The organism is Saccharopolyspora karakumensis (genome assembly GCF_004349225.1).
GTDB lineage: Bacteria > Actinomycetota > Actinomycetes > Mycobacteriales > Pseudonocardiaceae > Saccharopolyspora > Saccharopolyspora endophytica.
Genome location: NZ_SMLA01000006.1, coordinates 1 through 20085, shown reverse-complemented (window position 1 = coordinate 20085; position 20085 = coordinate 1). Strand labels below are relative to the sequence as shown.

Annotated in this window: 20 protein-coding genes; 9 read left to right on the top strand and 11 right to left on the bottom strand. The window is 70.5% G+C overall.

Features of this window, described 5'->3' with window-relative positions; genetic code table 11:
• Positions 1–47: 47 nt before the first annotated feature.
• Entirely contained in the window at positions 48–1457 is a 1410-nt protein-coding gene (locus E1202_RS05970) for an amidase (RefSeq protein ID WP_132681552.1), read from the top strand.
• Here E1202_RS05970 and E1202_RS05965 read toward each other — a convergent pair.
• Positions 1454–2020: a TetR/AcrR family transcriptional regulator gene (locus E1202_RS05965; RefSeq protein WP_132681551.1), complete on the bottom strand. Its 567-nt coding sequence runs from the start codon at positions 2018–2020 to the stop codon at positions 1454–1456. The genes E1202_RS05970 and E1202_RS05965 overlap by 4 nt on opposite strands.
• Before the next feature lie 231 nt (positions 2021–2251).
• On the opposite strand from E1202_RS05965, the gene E1202_RS05960 reads away from it, so the two are divergent.
• Genes E1202_RS05960 through E1202_RS05950 form a run of 3 tightly spaced genes read left to right on the top strand, consistent with a single transcriptional unit; the run spans position 2252 to position 5816 of the window.
• Complete coding sequence (locus E1202_RS05960) at positions 2252–2695, top strand: (2Fe-2S)-binding protein (protein WP_132681550.1); 444 nt, start codon at positions 2252–2254, stop codon at positions 2693–2695.
• Positions 2695–3657 (top strand): FAD binding domain-containing protein, encoded by a 963-nt coding sequence (locus E1202_RS05955; protein ID WP_132681549.1) that lies wholly within the window; start codon positions 2695–2697, stop codon positions 3655–3657. Before E1202_RS05960 ends, E1202_RS05955 begins: the two co-directional genes overlap by 1 nt.
• A complete protein-coding gene (locus E1202_RS05950; protein WP_132681548.1) occupies positions 3654–5816 on the top strand; it encodes a xanthine dehydrogenase family protein molybdopterin-binding subunit in 2163 nt (720 codons plus the stop codon). The genes E1202_RS05955 and E1202_RS05950 overlap by 4 nt, the downstream gene beginning before the upstream one ends.
• A 43-nt stretch (positions 5817–5859) precedes the next feature.
• Here E1202_RS05950 and E1202_RS05945 read toward each other — a convergent pair whose 3' ends face one another.
• Positions 5860–6321 (bottom strand): carboxymuconolactone decarboxylase family protein, encoded by a 462-nt coding sequence (locus E1202_RS05945; protein WP_132681547.1) that lies wholly within the window; start codon positions 6319–6321, stop codon positions 5860–5862.
• A 70-nt stretch (positions 6322–6391) separates the two neighbouring features.
• Positions 6392–6874: an RrF2 family transcriptional regulator gene (locus tag E1202_RS05940; RefSeq protein ID WP_132681546.1), complete on the bottom strand. Its 483-nt coding sequence runs from the start codon at positions 6872–6874 to the stop codon at positions 6392–6394.
• Positions 6875–7031: 157 nt separating this feature from the next.
• Here E1202_RS05940 and E1202_RS05935 point away from each other — a divergent pair, with 157 nt between their 5' ends.
• The 4 genes from E1202_RS05935 (at position 7032) to E1202_RS05920 (ending at position 11651) form a co-directional block, all read left to right on the top strand.
• Positions 7032–8657: an alpha-amylase family glycosyl hydrolase gene (locus E1202_RS05935; RefSeq protein WP_207918483.1), complete on the top strand. Its 1626-nt coding sequence runs from the start codon at positions 7032–7034 to the stop codon at positions 8655–8657.
• Between the two features lie 177 nt (positions 8658–8834).
• On the top strand, positions 8835–10571 hold the full coding sequence (locus tag E1202_RS05930) for an alpha-amylase family glycosyl hydrolase (RefSeq protein ID WP_132681545.1): 1737 nt from the start codon (positions 8835–8837) through the stop codon (positions 10569–10571).
• Positions 10568–10906: a hypothetical protein gene (locus E1202_RS05925; RefSeq protein ID WP_132681544.1), complete on the top strand. Its 339-nt coding sequence runs from the start codon at positions 10568–10570 to the stop codon at positions 10904–10906. Before E1202_RS05930 ends, E1202_RS05925 begins: the two co-directional genes overlap by 4 nt.
• 85 nt (positions 10907–10991) lie before the next feature.
• Positions 10992–11651 carry a poly-gamma-glutamate hydrolase family protein gene (locus E1202_RS05920; protein WP_165943749.1) on the top strand — a complete coding sequence of 220 codons (660 nt, stop codon included), beginning with the start codon at positions 10992–10994 and terminating at the stop codon, positions 11649–11651.
• A gap of 25 nt (positions 11652–11676) precedes the next feature.
• Here E1202_RS05920 and E1202_RS05915 read toward each other — a convergent pair whose 3' ends face one another.
• The 4 genes from E1202_RS05915 to E1202_RS05900 all read right to left on the bottom strand — a co-directional run bounded on the left by E1202_RS05915 (position 11677) and on the right by E1202_RS05900 (position 15707).
• Entirely contained in the window at positions 11677–12834 is a 1158-nt protein-coding gene (locus tag E1202_RS05915) for a sensor histidine kinase (protein WP_235877768.1), read from the bottom strand.
• Positions 12835–12848: 14 nt separating this feature from the next.
• Positions 12849–13595 carry an ABC transporter permease gene (locus E1202_RS05910; RefSeq protein ID WP_132681541.1) on the bottom strand — a complete coding sequence of 249 codons (747 nt, stop codon included), beginning with the start codon at positions 13593–13595 and terminating at the stop codon, positions 12849–12851.
• Positions 13592–14497: an ABC transporter ATP-binding protein gene (locus E1202_RS05905; RefSeq protein ID WP_132681540.1), complete on the bottom strand. Its 906-nt coding sequence runs from the start codon at positions 14495–14497 to the stop codon at positions 13592–13594. The genes E1202_RS05910 and E1202_RS05905 overlap by 4 nt, the downstream gene beginning before the upstream one ends.
• A 106-nt stretch (positions 14498–14603) precedes the next feature.
• Positions 14604–15707 (bottom strand): sensor histidine kinase, encoded by a 1104-nt coding sequence (locus E1202_RS05900; RefSeq protein ID WP_132681539.1) that lies wholly within the window; start codon positions 15705–15707, stop codon positions 14604–14606.
• 164 nt (positions 15708–15871) lie between these two features.
• Here E1202_RS05900 and E1202_RS05895 point away from each other — a divergent pair, with 164 nt between their 5' ends.
• Entirely contained in the window at positions 15872–16123 is a 252-nt protein-coding gene (locus tag E1202_RS05895) for a PLD nuclease N-terminal domain-containing protein (RefSeq protein ID WP_132681538.1), read from the top strand.
• 199 nt (positions 16124–16322) lie between these two features.
• Here E1202_RS05895 and E1202_RS05890 read toward each other — a convergent pair whose 3' ends face one another.
• From E1202_RS05890 to E1202_RS05875, 4 genes are all read right to left on the bottom strand, one after another.
• Positions 16323–16970 (bottom strand): response regulator, encoded by a 648-nt coding sequence (locus E1202_RS05890; RefSeq protein WP_132676390.1) that lies wholly within the window; start codon positions 16968–16970, stop codon positions 16323–16325.
• A 133-nt stretch (positions 16971–17103) separates the two neighbouring features.
• The gene (locus tag E1202_RS05885; RefSeq protein ID WP_132681537.1) at positions 17104–18276 is read right to left on the bottom strand and encodes an acyl-CoA dehydrogenase family protein; all 1173 of its coding nucleotides are present in this window, start codon (positions 18274–18276) and stop codon (positions 17104–17106) included.
• A gap of 70 nt (positions 18277–18346) precedes the next feature.
• A complete protein-coding gene (locus E1202_RS05880) occupies positions 18347–19072 on the bottom strand; it encodes a MerR family transcriptional regulator (RefSeq protein ID WP_132681536.1) in 726 nt (241 codons plus the stop codon).
• Between the two features lie 63 nt (positions 19073–19135).
• Positions 19136–19801 carry a stage II sporulation protein M gene (locus E1202_RS05875; protein WP_235877766.1) on the bottom strand — a complete coding sequence of 222 codons (666 nt, stop codon included), beginning with the start codon at positions 19799–19801 and terminating at the stop codon, positions 19136–19138.
• Between the last annotated feature and the right edge of the window lie 284 nt (positions 19802–20085).

Here is a 20085-nt window from a genome sequence, read left to right as displayed (position 1 = left end):
CCGGATAATCAGGAGACAGCCCCGCGGATCTGTGATCCCCTCGTCGCATGGGGGACGAGGAGCTGTGGAAGTGGAGCGCGACCGAGATCGCGGCCGCGGTCGCCGATCGCCAGGTGAGCGCGAGCGAGGTCGTTGACGCTCACCTGGAGCGGATCGAGGCGGTCAACCCGCAGGTCAACGCCGTGACGGAGGTCTTCGACGACACCGCGCGAGCCGAAGCCGCCGAGCTCGACGCGAGACTCGCCGACGGCGCGGAAACCGGGCCGCTGGCAGGTGTTCCGTTCACCGTGAAGGACAACACCGACGTCGCGGGCCGCGCCACCACGCACGGGCTGGCGCGGTTCCGCGACTTCGTGCGACCGGTGGACGCTCCGCCGGTCGCACGGCTCCGCCGGGCCGGGGCGATCCCGATCGGGCACAGCAACCTGCCCACCCTGACCTTGCGCGGCATGCACACCGTCAGCGAGCTGCACGGGCACACGATCAACCCGTGGAACCCGTCGAAGACGCCCGGCGGGACCAGCGGCGGTGACGCCGTCGCGGTGGCGACCGGGATGGCTCCGGTCGGGCTGGGCAACGACTCCGGCGGTTCGTTGCGGAACCCCGCCGCGTTCGGCGGGGTCTGCGGGCTCAAGCCGAGCACCGGGCGGTACCCGACGGATCACCGGTTCGGGCCGGACGACCCGTCGCTGAGCTCGCAGCTCTTCCCGGTCGACGGGACGATGGCGCGCACCGTCGCCGAACTGCGCGTCGCGCACCGGGCGCTGGTCGGGACCGAAGCGCGCGATCCACGCGCGGTTCCGGTTCCCGCCGAGGGCCCGGCACCCGAGCGCCCGGTCGAGGTGGGCGTGGTGGTCGACCCGGCCGGGGGCGGGGTCGACGCCGAGGTGCGCGCGGGAATCCTCGCCGCTGCCGATGCCCTCGCCGAGGCCGGTCACGAGGTCGTCGAGGTCGAGGTGCCCAGGCTGCAGGAGGCCCTCGACGCCTACGGGAAGATGGTCATGACCGAGTTCGCGCCCGGCTGGCCGGTGATCCGCGATCTGATCGGCCCCGACGCGGCCCGCTACATGGAACTGTCCATGGTGGAGGGAGCGCCCGTCGAGCTGCCGGAGTACCTGGCGCTGACCGGGGTGCGGCTGGGCATCAGGCGTTCGTGGGCGGAGCTGCTGGAGCGGTTCCCGCTGCTGCTCGGGCCGGTCAGCACGACGCTGTCGTTCGAGCCGGAGGAGGAGTCGCGCGGCCCGGAGGAGTTCCGCGCCTACAGCAGGTCGATGGCGCTGTGCGCCGCGAGCAGCTTCGTGGGCGTCCCCGCGGTGGCGGTGCCGGTGGGCACGGCGTCGGGTTTCCCGCGCGGCGTGCAGGTGATCGGCCCGATGTTCCGGGAAGACCTCTGCCTGGACGCGGCCGAGCTGATCCAGAACGCCTTCGAGCTCACCACCCCGATCGAGCCGCGCTAGGCGCTCATGCCTCGCCAGATGAGGTCGAGGAGTTCGGCGGTCTCGTCCCGCCAGTTGTGCTTGGGGTTGAGGTAGAAGAGCCCGCCGAGGCCGCGCAGCACCGTCTCCGGGTTCACGTCGGAGCGGATGTTGCCCGCGTCGACGTTGGCGCGCAGGAGTGCGGTGATCGCCTCGATCAGGGTTTCGTGGGCGTTGACCGGGAGTTCGGCGGGGGAGGACGTGGCGGCGACGAGCGCTTTGGCCAGGCCGCGCTTGGTCATCATGTAGTGCGCGAGGTGGTCGGTGACCCAGGTGCGGAGAGCTCGTTCGGGCTCGTGCCGTTCCAGCAGCTCCGGGACGACCTCGCCGAGGTGGTCCAGCTCGCGCTGGTAGACGGCGATGATGAGCGCTTCGGTGGTGGGGAAGTGCCGGTACACCGTGCCCACGCCGACGCCCGCCTGCTTGGCGATGTGGTTGAACGAGACCTGCTCCGAGCACGCCAGCGATCGGGCGGCGGTGTTGAGGATGGCCTCGTGGTTGCGCCGGGTGTCCGCGCGCCGGGGGTTCACCGAGCCCGTCGTCATCGTCCCTCCCCGGTCGGCTACCTGGTCTTCACCTGGAATGTAGTGCACCGCTCGCCGGACCTGGGCAGTCTTGAGGGTGAGAACACTCGCGCTCGTTGCGAAGCGGATAAAAATCCGGTAGCTTCGACTCCAGCTGAAGTGGATGAGCATCCGATCAGCCTTCGAGTCTAGCTCCCACCACCACGAGCATTCCGCCCAACGCCCACGGCGGAAGGGCGGGGAAGAGATTCTGTGGACCTCTCACTGGAAATCAACGGTAGGACGGAAGAGCTCAGCGTCGATCCCGGCGTGACCCTGCTCGACGCGCTGCGCGAGAAGCTCGGCGTCACCGGTCCCAAGAAGGGCTGCGACCGAGGGCAGTGCGGCGCTTGCACCGTGCACGTCGACGGCCGTCCGGTCCTGTCCTGCCTCACGCTGGCGGCCACCGTGCAGGAGCCGGTGACGACCGTCGAAGGGCTCGCCGACGGCGAGTCGCTGCACCCGGTGCAGCGGGCCTTCCTCGACCAGGACGCGCTGCAGTGCGGTTTCTGCACGTCCGGCCAGGTCATGTCGGCCGTGGCCGCGGTCGAGCAGGACGTCGACGACGTCCGCGAGTTCATGTCCGGCAACATCTGCCGCTGCTCGGCCTACCCGAACATCGTGGCGGCAGTAGAACAGGCGAGGCAGGCGGGCTGATGCGCTCCTTCGAACTGACCGCACCCACCACGATCGACGAGGCGCTCGGCGGCACCGGCACGTTCCTGGCCGGTGGCACCACGCTCGTCGACCTGATGAAGCTCGACGTGCTCACCCCGCAGCGGGTGCAGAACATCAACGGCCTGCCGCTGCGCGGGATCGACACCTCCGACGGGCTGCGCATCGGCGCGCTGGAGCGGATGAGCGACGTGGCCGCGAATCCCGGTGTGTACCCGGCGATCTCGCGCGCGCTGCTGCAGAGCGCGTCCCAGCAGCTGCGCAACATGGCCAGCATCGGCGGGAACCTGATGCAGCGCACGCGGTGCAGCTACTTCCGCGACGTCGACATGCCCTGCAACCGCCGTGACCCGGGCAGCGGCTGCCCGGCGATCGAGGGCGCCAACCGCATGCACGCGATCCTGGGCACCAGCGACGCGTGCGCGGCCACCCACGCCAGCGACCTGGCGGTCGCGCTGGTCGCGCTCGACGCCGAGGTCCGGCTGGTCAGCGCCGACGGCGAGCGCACCGTCAAGCTCGCCGACTTCTACATGCAGCCGGGTCAGACGCCGGAGGCCGAGCACGACCTGCGCGAGGGCGAGCTGATCGGCGAGGTCGTCGTGCCGAAGCTGGACTGGGCGACCCACTCCACCTACGTCAAGGTCCGCGACCGGCAGTCCTACGAGTTCGCGCTGACCTCGGCCGCCGTGGCGCTCGACGTCCGCGACGGGGTGATCGCCGATGCCCGCGTCGCCGCGGGTGGTGTGGCGACGGTGCCGTGGAAGCTCGGGGTCGTCGAGGACGTGCTGCGCGGCAAGCCCGCCACCCAGGAGACCTTCGAAGCCGCCGCCGCGCTCGCCGCCGAAGGTGCGAAGCCGTTGTCCGGCAACGCGTTCAAGGTGTCCCTGCTGAAGCGGACCATCGTCCGCGCCCTGCTCGAAACCACCGAAGGGATGCAGCTGTGACCGCTCGGCTGGACGGCCCGCTGAAAGTCACCGGTCAGGCCAAGTACGGGGCCGACAACAACTTCCCCGGCATGGTCTACGGCTACCTCGTGCTCAGCACGATCGCCTGCGGCGAGGTCGAGAGCATGGACGTCACCGCGGCCAAGAGCGCGCCCGGTGTGCTCGGCGTGTACACGCCGTTCGACAAGCTGGAACTGGCCACGCCGAGCTCGATGCTGGGCGAGACCTGGGTTCCGCTGCAGAACCGCGACGTCGCCTACTACGGCCAGCCGATCGGTCTCGTCATCGCCGAGACCTTCGAGCGGGCTCGCGACGCCGCGGCGCTGGTGGAGGTCGGCTACCAGGCCAAGCCCGCCAAGACCTCGTTCGAGGAGGGACTTGCCGACGCCGAGGTGGCACCCGACCGCGAAGACCTGGAGATCGTCGACGCCGACGCCGGTTTCGAGTCCATCGCGGACGCCTTCGCCGGCAGCCCGGTCGTCGTCGACAACACCTACTCGACCGCGACCCAGAACCACGCCGCGATGGAGCCGCACTCGGCGGTCGCGCTGTGGGAGGGCGGCGAGCTCACGCTCCACACGCCGAACCAGGGCTCGCACCTGATCGCTGCGGACGTGGCCACCGCGCTGGGCGTCGAGGCCGCGCAGGTCCACGTCGTGAACCCCCACGTGGGCGGTGCTTTCGGCGGCAAGGGCAAGACCTCCACGCCTGCGTTCCTCGCGGCGGCGGCGAGCCGCGCGCTCGGGCGGCCGGTCAAAGCCGTGCTGACCCGCGAGCAGGTGTTCACGGTGACCGCCGGTCGCGCGGCCACCCGGCAGAAGGTCGCCCTGGGCGCCGACCGCGAGGGCCGCCTGATCGCGGTCCAGCACGACTCCTGGTGCACCACCGACTCGGCCCGCTCGTTCGTCGAGCCGACCTCGCACGGGACCTCGCTGGAGTGGTACGCGACGCCGAACCTCGCGGTGTCGCAGCGGATCGTGCCGCTGAACGTCCCGCCGACGACGTTCATGCGCGCTCCCGGTGAGGCGCCGGGTTCGTTCGCGCTGGAGAGCGCGATCGACGAGCTGGCGGTCGAGCTGGGGATCGATCCGATCGAGCTGCGCAAGCGCAACAACTCGACGGCCCCGCCCGGCAAGGACCTGCAGTGGTCCAGCAAGCACCTCGACGAGTGCTTCGACATCGGCGCGCAGCGCTTCGGCTGGGCCAACCGCAGCCCGCAGGGCCGCACCGAGGGCGACTGGCAGGTCGGCATGGGCGTGGCCGTGGCGATGTTCCCGGCGCTGCGGTTCCCGGCCACGGTCGGCATCGAACTGCGGGCCGACGGGACCGCCGTGGTCTCCACCAGCGGTGCGGACCCGGGGACCGGCCTGCTGACGGTGATGTCGACGATCGGTGCGGAGTCCCTGGACCTGCCCGAGGACCGGATCACGCCGCAGCTGGGCGACTCGGCGCTGCCGCCGGGTGGCCTGTCGGGCGGTTCGACGGCGACGGCCAGCGTGGGCACCGCGATCCAGCTCGCGGGCACCGCTGCGGTCGACGAGCTCACCGCGCTGGCCTCCGGGCCGGGTGCGCCGTTCGAGGGCGAGGAGGTCACCTACGCCCACGGCGAGCTGTTCGCCGGCGGACGGTCGATGGCCTTCGGCGACGTGCTGCGGGAGCTGGGTCGAGACTCGGTGTCGGTGAGCGGTTCCTCCGCGCCCGGCGAAGAGCTGACCAAGCACTCCTTCAGCTCGTTCGGCGCGCAGTTCGTCGAGGTCAAGGTGCACAGGTGGACGCGCGAGACCCGGGTCTCCCGGATGCTCGGCGTGTTCGACTGCGGCCGGATCATCAACGACAAGCTGGCCACCAGCCAGCTCCAGGGCGGCATGGTCTGGGGCGTGTCGGCGGCGCTGCACGAGGCCATGGAGGTCGAGGGCGACGGTCGGCTGTCCAACGGCGACTTCGCGAGCTACCTGCTGCCGGTCAACGCCGACATCCCCGAGGTGGACGTGGAGTTCGTGAAGTACCCGGACACGCTGCACAACTCGGTGGGTGCCAAGGGACTCGGCGAGATCGGCACGGTCGGCATGGCCGCCGCGGTCGCCAACGCGGTCCACAACGCCACCGGGATCCGGGTCCGCCACATCCCGATCACCATCGAGGACCTGCTGGTGGACTGAGGTCTTCGCCGGGCGGCCCCGTACGAGGCCGCCCGGCGGATCCTCAGCGCGGGGTGTGCGACCCGGGCACGGTCCGGTTGATGACGCTGATGCGGTTCCAGGCGTTGATGGCCGCGATGAGCATCACCAGCGCGATCAGGGTCGGCTCGTCGAACTCCGCGCGCGCCTTCTCGAAGACCTCGTCGGGCACGCCGTGCGGGTTGTCGGCCAGGCGGGTGCCCGATTCGGCCAGGTCCAGCGCCGCGCGCTCGGCGCTGGTGAAGTGCGGCGATTCGCGCCAGGCCGCGACGCCGAAGAGCCGCTCGTCGGTCTCGCCGCCCTGCTTCGCGTGCTTGCCGTGCATGTCGACGCAGAAGGCGCAGCCGTTGATCTGGCTCACGCGCAGCTTGACCAGGTGCTGGAGGTTCTTCGGAACTCCGCTGCCCGCGAGGTACACCTCCAACGAGCTCATCGCCGCGTAGCCGTCGCCCGCCTTGGTGGGCAGTTCGTCGATCCGTCCTTGCATCGTCATCTCCTTATCTAGGACATCTGATATCCAGAATTGGTCGCTGCCGCAACCCCTGCTGGGGGTTCGATCAGGTGCGGGTGTCGCCGAACCAGCGGCGGACCCGCTCGGCCGCGGCCGGGGAGTGGTCGTCCACGGTGGCCGCGATGTCGGCGATGGACTGCGACGCCAGTTCCCGGCGCCAGGCGAGTTCGGCCTTGCGCATGGAGGTGTGGATGGCGCACGGGGTTTCGCTGCGAGAGCCGCTGCCGGAGCCACCGCGGTGGCGGATCTCGGTGCACCGGAACGCTTCGTCGGGGCCTTCGATCGCCGCGACCACGTCCATCAGCGTGATCTCCTCCGGCGGGCGGGCGAGCCGGAAACCGCCGCGCGGCCCGGGCGTCGAGGTGACGATCCCGGCGCGGGCCAGGGCCTGGAGCTGCTTGTTCAGGTATGCGGCGGGAAGTTCGTAGAACGCGGCGAGCTTCGCCGCGGGCACGGCACGGTCCTCGCCCAGCCATGCGAGGTTGAGGCAGCTGTGCACCGCCCACTCCACGCCTTCGTTCATCCGCACAACCCGGATATTAGATGTCCAGGATCAAAACTGGCAACCGGGATGGTCTGGTCCACTCGGGTCTGAACGCGTTCTTGCGCGTTCCGGCGGGCGATCGAGCGGCGTAGCTTCGGCCTGACTTTTTCATACGTATTCCGATTGGGGAGCGGATATGGCGGTGTCCAGGCGATCGTTCATGATCTCCACCGGAGCGCTGGTCGCGGGAGCGACCGTGCTGCCGATCTCGGAGTTGCGTCCCCCGATGGCCCGCGCGGACGCCTCGTGGCTGGCCGATGCGGTGCTCTACCAGATCTACCCGCAGACCTACGCCGACACCGACGGCACCGGAGTCGGTGACCTGCAGGGCATCATCGACCACCTCGACCACCTCCAGTGGCTCGGCATCACCGCGGTCTGGATGAACCCGGTCTTCCCGTCGCCGCTGACCGACGCCGGCTACGACGTGTCCGACTACGTGGGCGTGCACGAGCGCTACGGCACGCAGGACGACGTGGCCCGGCTGACCGAGGAAGCGCGCAAGCGCGGCATCCGCATCCTGTTCGACCTGGTCGCCGGGCACACCTCGGACCAGCACCCGTGGTTCCTCAACTCGCTGCAGGACTTCTCCGACGACCGCTTCACCTGGGCGAGCCCGGATCAGTTCCCCGGCGGCGAACTGCCGGAGAACTTCGTCACCTCGCCGGGTCCGCGAGAAGGCGCGTTCTTGAAGAACTTCTACGACACCCAGCCGGCCGTCAACTACGGCTACGCGCGGATGAACCCCGATGAGCCGTGGCGCCAGCCGGTCGACGCCGAAGGTCCCAAGCGCAACCGCGAGGCGATGCGCGAGGTCATGGACCACTGGCTGCGGCTGGGAGTGGCGGGGTTCCGCTGCGACATGGCGGCGAGCCTGATCGAGGACGATCCCGACCTCGTCGAAACCGGCAAGCTCTGGGGCGAGATGGCCACCTGGCTGGACGAGAACCACCCCGACGCGGTGCTGGTCTCGGAGTGGGGCGATCCGAAGGTCGCGGTTCCGGCCGGGTTCGACGGCGACTTCTTCTTCCAGACCGGCGAGGCTTGGCGCTCGTTGTGGCAGGACAACCCCTACTTCGGCGCCGACGGGACCGGCACGGCCAAGATCTTCATCGACGCCTGGCGCGAGGCGGAGGACGCGATCGGGCGGCCCGGGGGAGTCATCCTGCCCTCCGCCAACCACGACACCGCGCTGCGGCTGAACAACGGCGTCCGCACGCCGGAGGAGATCCCGGTGGCGTTCGCGTTCTGGCTGACCTGGCCGGTCGTCCCGCTGATCTACTACGGCGAGGAGATCGGCATGCGGCTGGTCGACGGTCTGCCGGACGTCGAGGGCAGCAACGGTCGGCAGAACAACCGGACTCCGATGCAGTGGAACGACGGCCCCAACGCCGGGTTCTCCACCGCTCCCGCCGAAAACCTCTACCTCCCGCAGGATCCCGGTCCGAACCGGCCGAACGTCGAGGCGCAGCGCGACGACCCGGGGTCCCTGCTGAACCTCGTGCAGCGGCTCATCGCGCTGCGCCAGGCCAACCCCGAGCTCGGAACCGCCTCCGACGTGCAGGTCTTCCACGACGGCTACCCGCTGACCTACCTGCGCGGTGACCGGTTCCTGGTGACGGTCAACCCCAGCCGGGACGCGGTGACGCTCACCGTCCCCGACGAGCGGCTGGCGAACGCCACGGCCGTCGAGGACAGCGGTGTGACGATCAACGGCCAGGCCATCGCGGTCCCGGCCTTCGGATACGCCGTGCTCGACCTCCGCTGAACCCGCCGCGGCACCCGGCGACCACCGGGTGCCGCGCAGCGGGAACCGGCCGAGTTCTGGGAACGAGCGGTGCCGGTCGGCGGCTTTTGGGGATCGCTCGGATGGAGTACATTCAGCGCCGCTTGTGTATACGTATTCAGGACGGAGCTGGGTGCATTGGTGTCGAGGCGGTCGTTCATGATCGGTGCAGGTGCGGTGCTCGCGGGGGCCGCTGTGCTGCCGATCTCGCGGGTGAGTCCCGCTGCGGCGTCGGGTCAGCCCTCGTGGCTCGCCGACGCCGTGCTCTACCAGGTGTATCCGCAGAGCTTCGCCGACACCAACGGCGATGGCATCGGTGACCTGCGCGGCATCACCGAGCACCTCGACCACCTGGCGTGGCTCGGGATCACCGCGATCTGGGCCAACCCGGTCTTCCCGTCGCCGTTCACCGACGCCGGTTACGACATCACCGACTACGTCGGCGTGCACCCGCGCTACGGGGCCCAGGAGGACGTGGCCGAGCTGGTCACCGAGGCGCGGGCCCGCGGCATCCGGGTGCTGTTCGACCTGGTCGCCGGGCACACCTCGGACCAGCACCCGTGGTTCTTGCAGTCCCTGCAGGACGACACCGACAGCCGCTACGTGTGGGCGACGCCCGACCAGCTGCCGCCGGACGGCAGCCTGCCGGAGGACTTCGTCGCCTCGCCCGGTCCGCGCGAGGGCGCGTTCCTGAAGAACTACTACGAGACGCAGCCGGCCATCAACTACGGCTACGCGCGGATGAACCCGGACCAGCCGTGGCGCCAGCCGGTCGACGCCGAAGGCCCCAAGCGCAACCGCGAAGCGATGCGCGAGGTCATGGATCACTGGCTGAAGCTCGGCGTCTCCGGGTTCCGCTGCGACCTGGCCGCGACGCTGGTCAAGGACGACCCGGGCTGGGTCGAGACCGGCAAGCTGTGGGGCGAGATGCGGGCGTGGATGGACGAGCACCACCCCGACGCGGTGATGATCGCCGAGTGGGGCGACCCGGCGACCTCGGTCCCCGCGGGCTTCGACGGCGACTTCTTCCTGCCCGTCAACGGACCCGGCGACGGTGCGCCGTGGAAGTCGTTGTGGCAGGACAACCCCTACTTCGGCGCCGACGGCACCGGCAGCGCCAAGACCTTCGTCGACGCCTGGCAGCAGACCGAGCAGGCCATCGGGAGCCCCGGGCACATCCTGCTGCCCTCGGCCAACCACGACGGCGCGCTGCGGCTGAACAACGGCGTGCGCACGCCTGAGGAGGTCCCCGCCGCGTTCGCGTTCTGGCTGACCTGGCCGACCGTTCCGACGCTGTACTACGGCGAGGAGATCGGGATGCGGCTGATCGAGGGCCTGCCGGACGTCGAGGGCAGCGCCGGTCGGCAGAACAACCGGACTCCGATGCAGTGGAACGACGGTCCCAACGCCGGGTTCTCCACCGCTCCTGCCGAGGAGCTCTACATCCCGCAGGACCCGGACCCGAACCGGCCGACCGTCGCAGGCCAGCTCGCGGACGAGGGCTCGCTGCTGAACTTCGTGCAGCGGGTCATCGCGCTGCGCACGAAGCACCCAGAGCTCGGCAGCGGCGGCGCGGTGGAGGTGTTCCACGACGGCTACCCGCTGACCTACCTGCGCGGCGACCGCTTCCTGATCACGATCAACCCGAGCCGCGAGCAGGTCACCGTCGACGTCGCCGACGACCGGCTGGCGAAGGCCCGCCCGGTCGAGGACAGCGGTGTCCGCGTCGAGGGGCGGACCATCACGGTCCCGGCCTTCGGCTACGCCATCCTCGACCTCGGCGAGCAGCCGATTCCGGGGCTCTCTCGGGGAAATCTCCGGGAGGCCCCGGAATCGCCGCCCGCTCTCCGGCGCGATGCTGGTTCGCACGGCCACATCACCTGGGGGAGCGGATGAACCACGCGCGCGTCTACGAGATCCGGGTCGACGGATTCGCGAACCTCGCCGAAGCCATCGGGGCGCAGGACCCGATCGCGCACCTGCTGTGCCCCGACGAGCGGCACCGGGGCCCGTGCGAGGTCCCCTGGAGCCTCGGCGTCGCGGACGACGCGGGGGATCCCGAGCGGGCGGCCCTGGTGGTCGGCGTGCTCACCACCCGCGAGAAGGCGCTCGCACTCCTGCGTCCCATCGGCGAGGTGACGGGACGTCCGGCGGTGCTGGTCGAGGCGGACCCCTCGGACTACGAGGAACTCGTCGAGCAGCACCGGATCGAGGCGCTGCTCGCCGACTGACGGCGTTTTCCCGCCGTTGGCCCACGCGATCGTGTCCGCCGCATACCCTTCGTCCGGGTCACGCACTCGTGCTGAGGGGATGCAGATGATCATCAGGACCGCAACGGCGACCACCGCGGCGCTGCTCGCGCTGGTCGTCACTCCGGTGGCCGCGGCGGAGGACACCTACGCCAACTACGCCGACCTGGCCGCCAACGAGACCGAGGGCGTCGACTACCGGCGCGAGGTGCGCACCGGCGACACCGACCTCGTCCACATCGCCATCCACGGCGGCGGCATCGAGCGTCCCACCACCGAACTCGCCGACGCCGGCGCCCAGGCCGGTGGGCACGGCTTCGGCACGTTCGAGGGGCTCAAGCCGTCGGGCAACAGCGTCCTGCACATCACCTCCACGAACTTCGACGAGCCTCAGATCCGCGAGCTCGTCGCCGGCTCGACCTACACCGTGTCCTGGCACGGAGCCGCCGGTGACACCGCCACGACCTACGTCGGTGGCCTCGACACCGAGCTGCGCGACGCCGTGCGCGCCGAACTCCGCGCGGAGGGCTTCGACGCGCCGGACACCGTTCCTGACGGCCTCGCGGGTGAGAGCCCCGACAACATCGGCAACCTCAACACGCGGGGCAAGGGCGTGCAGCTGGAGCTCACCCGGGCTCAGCGCGACGCCCTCGTCCAGGACGGCGAGCCCACAGCCGAGTTCGACGACTACATCGCCGCCGTCGAACGCGCCGTCGCCGGTCGCTGACGATCACGCAGCGCCCAGGACACGGTCACTCGGACGAGGGCCCGCCGGGGAGGAGCGGGAAGCTGGCGTGGACGCGGTAGCCGCCGTCCTCGGTGCGGCCGGTCTGCAACCTGCCCCCGGTGAGCGCGACGCGCTCGCGCATGCCGACCAGGCCGAAGCCGGAGCTGGGCAGCGCGACGTCGTGGCCGCGCGGGCTGCGGCGGTTGGTGACCGTCACCGCCAGCTCGTCGCCGTCGGACCGCACGGTGACCCGCACGGCCGCGTTCGGGGCGTGCTTGGCGGCGTTGGTGAGCCCCTCCTGCACCACGCGGTACGCGGCCCGCCCCACCTCGGGCGGGACGTCCGGGGCGGGCTCGGCCATGTCGAGCCGCACGTTCGCCCCCGACTCGACGGCACCGGAGACGAGGTCGGCGATGCCGGTCGTGCTCGCCGAGGCCGGTTCGGGTTCGGCGTCGTCGCGCAGCGCGCGCAGCATCTCGTGCAGCTCGGACATCGCGGTGGCGCTGGTGGACCGGATGATCTCGGCGAGCTCGGCGCTGCGCTCGTCGACGGCGGTGGCGGCCAGCACGTCGGCGTGCCGCGACACCACTCCGATGCGGTGCGCGACGACGTCGTGCATCTCGCGGGCGATCTCGCGCCGCTGCGCCTCCACGGCCTGCTCCGCCAGCAGCTTTCGCTCGCGCTCGACCTGGTCGGCCTTCTCCCGGTAGTCGACGAGCACGCGCCGCCGCCCGAACACCCACAGCCCGATCAGCGTCGGCACGACCACGCTCGTCACCACGATGGTCATCAACGGCCCCGGGGGGAACCCGTCCCACCGCCACACCATCGGCACGAGGGCCAGCAGGTGAGCGCCGACGGCCAGCCACGTCGTCGGCCGCGGTCCGCACCGGCTCGCGACCGTGTACATCGCGACTTCCGTCGCCCCGATGACGCCATCCATCCGCATCGACGTCGCGGCCAGCACCACAGCGACGGCGAACGGGAAGCGCCGCCGCACCACCAGCGCGAGGAACCCGGTGATCAGCGCGGCGATCGCCAGGGGAGAGGTGTCGCTGAGGCGCCCGCCGTGCGCGTAGAACTCACCCGCGACCGGGGCCGCCGCGACGGCGAGGTCGAACAGCAGCGACCGCAGCGAACCGTCCCACCACGACAACCACGAGCGCTTCTGTTCGACCGGCACGTCCGTCACCGTACTCACACGTCGCGGCGGGTCAGGACGATGCCCGCAGCGCCGAGCAGCACCGCCGCGAGTCCCAGCATCGGCAGCACGTGCGGCCACTCGGGCGTCTCGCTGATCAGGCGGCGGGCCGAGTAGAACGGTTGGAGCACGACCAGCAGCCACTCCGGCAGGTCGAGCCGGTTGATCAGCAACATCTCGACCTCCGGCCACACCACCAGGAAGGCGATCGGGACGACCGAACCGTGCAGCAGCGCGGCCAGCGCGAGCCCGATCAGCGTCATCAGCGCGGTGTAGACGACGACACCGGTGCCCATCAGCAGCGACGACGACACCGTCGGCGCGGCGGCGAAGAACACCGCGAGCACCAGCCAGGACGTCGCGAGCACCGCGATCTCGGTGACGGCGGCGGCCGCGGTGACCACGGCCATCTTGGCCAGCAGCACGCGCGTCCGCGATCGCGCGGTGAGCACGGTCGTGGTGATCGTGCGGAACCGGTACTCGGTGCCGAAGGAGTTGACGCCGAGCGCCCCCACGAGCGCCCCGAACAACCACGCGACGGAGAGCACCTTGTCGAAGGTGACGTCCCCGTGGTCGCGCGAGTCGTGCGCGAACACCGTGAGCAGGAGCTGCACCAGCAGCGCCGCCCCGATCAGCACCCAGTTGGACCGCACGGTCCGGAAGGCGGCCCACTCGTAGGCCAGCGCTCGGCCGAACCCCGGCGCGCGGTCGGCCTGGGGACGGGCTTCGAGGGTGGTGGTCATGCTGCTTCTCCCCGGTAGGTCGTGGCGTTGGCGGTGGCGTTGAAGAAGGCGTCTTCGAGGCTGCTGCGGCGGGTGTGCAGTTCGCGGATCGCGACCCCGGCCTGGCGTGCGGCGGAGCTGACCGCGTCGGCGTTGGGGGTGTCGACGACGAGCGCGTCGACGTCCTCCGGCTCGACCTGGAACCCCGCCTGCTGCAGCCACTTCCGGAACCGCTCCGGGTCCGGCGTGCGGACGACGACGTGGGTGCGGGTGTGCGCGGCGATGAAGTCGCGCACCGGCTGGGCGGCGATCAGCCGGCCCTCGCCGATGACGACGAGATCATCGGCGAGCTGCGCGATCTCGGACAGCAGGTGCGAGGAGACGAACACGGTCCGGCCCTCGTCGGCGAGGTTGCGCAGCAGCGAGCGGATCCAGCGGACGCCTTCGGGGTCGAGCCCGTTGGTCGGCTCGTCGAGGATCACGTGCTCGGGGTCTCCCACCAGCGCGGCGGCGATGCCGAGGCGCTGCCGCATCCCCAGGCTGAAGCCGCCGATGCGGCGGGACCGCACCTCGTCGAGGCCGACGGCGGCCAGCACCTCGCGGACCCGCTGCTCGGAGATCCCCGCTCCGGCGGCGATCATCCGCAGGTGCTGGTGCGCCGACCGCCCGGGGTGCACGGCCCCGGCGTCGAGCAGCGCGCCCACGCTGCGCACCGGGTTCGGCAGGTCGCGGTAGCGGCGGTCGTTGAAGAGGACTTCGCCCTCGCCGCGGTCGAGGCCGAGCATGAGCCGCATCGTGGTGGACTTGCCCGCCCCGTTCGGGCCGAGGAAGCCGGTCACCACGCCCGGCCGGATCGTGCACGTCAGGTCGTGCACGGCGAGCTTGTTGCCGTAGCGCTTGGTCAGTTCCCGGATGGTGATCAACCCTGCTCCTCGAAGTCGGATCGGATGTCCCGCATGACGACGAGAATCGCGAATCCGGCCGGGTCGGGGCGTCTCACTTCCAGCTATGACCGGGTACGACTTTCGGTCATCGCGGCAGCACGGCCGCCACCCGGAAGCCTCCGTCCGCGGTCTGGCCCACCTCGAGGGAGCCGCCCGCGAGGGCCACGCGCTCCCGCATCCCGAGCAGCCCGTACCCGGGCCCGGCGGTCGACGCCTGCGCACCGGGGCCGTTGGTGATGGTGGCGCGGAGCTCGTCGCCGTCCTCGACGACGACGGACACCGACGCTCCGGGCGCGTGCTGCGCCGCGTTCGTCAGCGCCTCCTGCACCACCCGGTAGGCCGCGCGGCCGGTGCTCCCGGTGGTCTCGGGGAGTTCGTCGGGCATGCTCAACCGCACTCCGGAGCCGGTTTCGCGCACCAGCTGGGCGATGTCGGCCAAGGCCGGGGCTTCGGAGAGGTCGGACGGGCCTTCGCGCAGCACCCGCAGCATGCCGCGCAGCTCGGTGAGCGCCTTCGCGCTGTTCTCGCGGATGATCTCCGCGGTATGGGCGGTGCCCTCGTCCTTCGCGTGCAGGGTGAGCGCGCCGGCCTGCAGCGACATGACGCTGGCCCGGTGGGCGATCACGTCGTGCAGCTCGCGCGCGATCCGCCGCCGCTCCTCGGTGACGGCCCGCCCGGTGAGCAGCGCGCGTTCCCGCTCGGCGCGTTCGATGCGCTCGCGGGCGGCGGTCACCAGCGCCTGCCGCTGGTGCAGCCACAACCCGAGCATCGCGGGAACGGTGTAGAGCGCCGAGTTCACGCCGATGCTCAGCAGCGTCGGGAACAACTCCTGGCCGGGGTAGCGGACCAGGTTCGCCGTCACCCCGGTCGCGATGATCGCGATGCCCACGACCCACGTCGAAGGCGCGCCACCGTGTCGCCGGGCGTAGGTGTACAGCGCGACCCACGCCGGCGCCGGGTGGAGCATGAGGGCGACCGGCACGAGCGAGGTTCCGGCGGTGACCAGCGGAAACCGTCGGCGCACGAGCAGCGCGACGCCGACGGCGGAGTACAGGAAGTACTCCCACGGCGTGGCCTGGCCGCTGAACACCCCGCTGAACGTCAGGGCGACGGCGAGGTCGATCAGCAGGCGGTGCACCTTGCCGTCCCACCAGGACAGCAGGTGCTCTCGGTCGAGGAGTTCGCGCACCGGGCCGACTCTAGCCGCGCAGTTCGCGCGGAACGTTCGCCGACCGGCCGAGGCGGGTACGACTTTCGGCCAAGTTCGGACGAGCGGGAGGAAGGACGTCGCGGCGGCCGCCGGTCCATAGCGTTGTTGATCGAACGACGACGCAACTCCTGGAAGGAAACGCAATGGACCTGGGCACGCTCTTCAGCAACCCGGAGCAGTTGTTCGCGATGGGCAGCCTGGGGCTGCTCGCGCTGGTGATGTTCGGCGCGCTGGCGCTGTTCATCTGCGCGCTGGTCAGCATCCTCTGCTCGCCGCTGGGCTTCGGGATGACGATCGTGTGGATCATCATCACCTTCTCGGCCCCGTTCCTGGGACCGGTGGCGTGGTTCCTGATCGGGCGCGGGGACGCCTACCGGCGGCGCGAGGCGTACTGAGGACTGCTGAGGAATTGCTGTGCGTGGCGGTGCGGGTGGCGGAACCTGAGCGCCTCCGTGGTCTCCGTGCACCGCTCCTGATGTATGCCAATACACCACGTCCCGGCGTGCTCGCCACGAAGGCGCTGAAGAACCCGCGGCGGTGCCGGCTGCTCAGGTGGTGGAAGAGGATGCGGCTCCTCCGCATTCATCAACAGCCCTAGGCCAAGCCGGCGTCGTGGGCGATGATCGCGACCTGGGTCCGGTTGACGGCGTCGAGCTTGTGCATGATCCGTCCGATGTGGACCTTCACGGTGGACTGGCTCATGTACAGGTCGGCGGCGATCTCGGCGTTGCTCGAACCCTGCGCGACCGCCACGGCGACTTCGCGCTCCCGCGCGGTCAGCTTGTCCATCTTGGACTTCGCCGACTGCGCGGCGCCGCCCCCGGAGGAGAAGGTCGTCAGCAGCTTCCGGGTGATCCGCGGCGAGAGCATCGCCTCACCACCGGCGAGGGTGTGCACGGCGGCGATCAGTTCGTGCGGCCGGGTGTCCTTGAGCAGGAATCCGGCCGCTCCGTTCTGCAGCGCCTCGTGCACGTACTCGTCCACGTCGAAGGTCGTCAGCACGCCCACGGCGGGAGGATCGGGCAGCGCGGCGAGCCGCTTGGTCACTTCCAAGCCCCCGACCTCGGGCATCTGGATGTCGGTGAGCACCACGTCGGGCGAGAACTTCGCCACGAGGTCCACGATCCCGACCCCGTTGACGGCCTCGGCCACCACCGCGATCTCGGGATCCGACTCCAGGATCATCCGAATCCCGGACCGCACCAAGTCCTCATCATCCAGCAGAGCAACCTTGACGCTCACCGGCCACGACCCCCAAACCACGGAAACACCACGCCGACCACGGTATACCGCGACCGCGTGCCCCCGTGGTCACGGCGGGAAAGTGGCCGGCCCGGAGATCCGCCCCGGGCGTTCGCTCTCGGATTCGCGGCGATCACGGCACCAGGTCGAGGAATTCCCAGCGGGCTTCGGGTTGTGCGCCGCTGAGCCACTTTCCGCAGTTCTGCAGGACCACCGGGCTGGACGTGACGTGCTGGGCCCCGGTGTCGAGGTCGCGGAGGAAGCGGTTGATCGGTCCCCGGCGGATCGCCGCCGTTCCCGCCCAGCGGTGCGCGGTCCGGCCGGCCTCCTGCGCGGTGCGCGTGGCGTTGCCGAGGGCGAGCCGGATCATCGTGTCCTGCTCGGTGGTCTGGGCTTCGCCGGTGTCCAAGGTGCGCTCGACGTCCTGCCACACCTGCATCGCCCACGCCCGGGCGGAGCGCAGCGCGGCTTCGGCGGTCGCGTACTCGGCGTGGAACTGCGCGGTGCTGACGGCGGCGCCGGGGGTGGCGAACTTGGGCGCTGCGCACGACTTCAGCTCGTCGAGCAGTCGGCGTCCGACACCGAGCGCCCAGCCCGTGTGCCCGATCGCCGCCATGTTGACCAGGCCGACGCGGTACATCGCTCCGCCGTTGGCGGGCGTGGTCGTCGTCGCGGGATAGGTGTTCTCCGCCGGGACGAACACGTCGGCGCAGTGGTAGTCGATGCTGGTCGTCGCGCGCAGCCCGTGCACGTCCCAGTTGTCCACCAGCGACACCTGCGACTTCGGCATCGCCAGCACCCGCGGTTCGCCGCTGCCCTCGACGACGACCAGGCTGTGGACGTGCGTGGCCAGCGCCATGCCGGAGGCGAACTGCCAGCTCCCGCTCACCAGGTAGCCGCCGTCCACCGGGACGGCGCGGCCCGGTCGGGTGCCGTGCCCGGCCAGCAACGCGTGATCCCCGGCGGCGACGGCGGGGAACAGAGCACCCGCCGCAGCGCTGTCGAGGTACGCGGCGGTCGTGCCGGTGATGTGCTGCAACGCCATCATCGTCCAGCCGGCCGCGGCGTCGTGGTGGCTGATCCGCTCGATCACCTCGATCAGCTGGTGCGGCGCGAACTCGTGACCACCGAGGCTCGCGGGCAGCGAAGCCCGAACGGCCCCGGCCGCCAGCAGGCCGTCCGCGACGTCCTCGCCGAGGCTCCCGCGCCGGTCGGCGGCGTCCGCGCTCGTCCGGAGCGTCTCGCCGAGGGCGTCGATGCGCTGGAGGACCGACGGGAACTCCGGGCTGACGTGCAGAGCGGTCATGGACACATTCCCCCTGATCAGTGCCGACGCCGCCGAACGGTACCTGCGGGGTGCTGACCGGGGAGCCGGTTCAGCTGAAGTCGTCCTCCTGCTCCAGGAGCGCGTTCGCGCGTTGCAGGGCACGGATCTGCGCGGGGTTGTAGAACTCCGCGACCGCGTGCGCCATCGCGTTCGTTGCCAGCTTCTCGCCGCGCGGTGAGTTCACCACCAGGTTCTCCAGCTGCGGGTGCTCCTCACGGCGGCGGCGGACCACCGGCGCCAGGCGCTGGGCGAGTTGCTCGATCGCCTCGTCGTCGACGTCCTCGGGCAGCGCCTCGAGCGCGTCCTCGACGTCGTTCCGCTCGCCCAGGGCACGGCTGAACTCCGCCAGGTCCTCGTCGCTGAAGACCGTCGAGTAGACCGTCAGCAGTGCTTTCTGGCTGTCGGAGAAGTCCCCGGCGAGCGGTGCGAACTCGGGCGGCACCTCGGGTGACGCGCGGTGGCGCAGGATCACGGCAAGTTCGGCGCGGATCCGGGTCAGCCGCTGGATCGTCGCCTCCAGCTCGGCGTCGAGAACGGAGATCGCCTCGGTCGGGTCCTCACCGGCGTTGCCCATCGCCGCGATCTGCGACAGCGGAAGCCCCAGATCGCTCAGCCTCTTGATCTGCACCAACCGGATCAGGTGCGAGACCCCGTACTTCTTGTACCCGTTCGACGCGCGTTCGGGCACGTCCAGCAACCCGATCTCGTGGTAGTGCCGAACGGCCTTCACCGTCGTCCCCGCGAGATCGGCGACCTGCCTGGTGCTCCACGCCATCGTTCGACCCCCATCTCGGCGTGCGATGTCCGAACCAGTCCACACCCTGCCCCAAGGGCAGGGTCAAGACAGCAGCAGCGGGACCAGGTGGATGATCTCGACCGCTTCGTAGATCGCGCCGACGACCAGCAGCGCCAGCGCGGGCGGGCTCAGCCGGCCGACCTGCCGCAACCCGTGGACGTAGCCCTGGCGGCGGGTGCGTGCGCCGACCGTCCCGGGACGCAGCCACGACATCCCCAGCCGGTAGGCGCCGAGCAGGACCAGGACGTACGCCTGGAACTCGATGAGGACCGTCAGCGAGTGCGGGATCATCGTCAACGCCGCGACCTCGTTGATCGGCGCCAACGTCACCCCGGTGTCGAAGGTCCAGAAGGCGAAGACGGCGATGCCGCCGAAGGGGACGATCGCCGAGGGCAGCAGGACGTGCACCAGGCTCAGCCCGACGGTGTTCACCGCGAGGATGATCAGGCTGAACAGCCACGTGCTCGACATCGCCCAGGTGACCAGCTCCAACGTCCCGTCCTGCTGCAGCGACACGGCGTTCGCCGCGGTGAGCTCGGGCCGCAGCAGACCCACGCCCATCCCGACCAGGAACAACCCGTAGGCCATCGCGTTCAGCGCCAGGTAGGCGCCGAGGTTCGCCCGGATGATCTGAAAGGGCCTGCGGAACCACCACGAGCCCCCACCCCGCCGCTCGTTCCGGTGATCATGCTCAGCCGTGCTGGTCATCGGGCGCTCCTGGGGCCTCGGTGGTGCGTCATCACCACTCCAGCCCCTGCCCTCGGGACAGGGTCAAGCGTCTCCCGGGTTCCTGCCGCACCCGCAAAAGTGATGCTCGACCGCCTGCAGAAGTGATAGTGAATCGCACGCACAACTGATGGCCGGTCACCCGCCGAAGCCAAAAGTGCTGGTGAAGGTGCCGATGCGCACCGAAAAGCGCTACGCCCGGGAAGGCGCGCCGCCCTCGGTCACTTCGGTGAAGGAGTTCGGGCGGGGCGTGGGGGTTTCGGTGG

Coding starts and splice junctions, on each gene's coding strand:
- E1202_RS05970 (WP_132681552.1), top strand. CDS start 48: ATGGGGGACGAGGAGCTGTGGAAGTGGAGCGCGACCGAGATCGCGGCC.
- E1202_RS05965 (WP_132681551.1), bottom strand. CDS start 2,020: ATGACGACGGGCTCGGTGAACCCCCGGCGCGCGGACACCCGGCGCAAC.
- E1202_RS05955 (WP_132681549.1), top strand. CDS start 2,695: ATGCGCTCCTTCGAACTGACCGCACCCACCACGATCGACGAGGCGCTC.
- E1202_RS05945 (WP_132681547.1), bottom strand. CDS start 6,321: ATGCAAGGACGGATCGACGAACTGCCCACCAAGGCGGGCGACGGCTAC.
- E1202_RS05930 (WP_132681545.1), top strand. CDS start 8,835: ATGATCGGTGCAGGTGCGGTGCTCGCGGGGGCCGCTGTGCTGCCGATC.
- E1202_RS05925 (WP_132681544.1), top strand. CDS start 10,568: ATGAACCACGCGCGCGTCTACGAGATCCGGGTCGACGGATTCGCGAAC.
- E1202_RS05920 (WP_165943749.1), top strand. CDS start 10,992: ATGATCATCAGGACCGCAACGGCGACCACCGCGGCGCTGCTCGCGCTG.
- E1202_RS05910 (WP_132681541.1), bottom strand. CDS start 13,595: ATGACCACCACCCTCGAAGCCCGTCCCCAGGCCGACCGCGCGCCGGGG.
- E1202_RS05895 (WP_132681538.1), top strand. CDS start 15,872: ATGGACCTGGGCACGCTCTTCAGCAACCCGGAGCAGTTGTTCGCGATG.
- E1202_RS05885 (WP_132681537.1), bottom strand. CDS start 18,276: ATGACCGCTCTGCACGTCAGCCCGGAGTTCCCGTCGGTCCTCCAGCGC.
- E1202_RS05880 (WP_132681536.1), bottom strand. CDS start 19,072: ATGGCGTGGAGCACCAGGCAGGTCGCCGATCTCGCGGGGACGACGGTG.
- E1202_RS05875 (WP_235877766.1), bottom strand. CDS start 19,801: ATGACCAGCACGGCTGAGCATGATCACCGGAACGAGCGGCGGGGTGGG.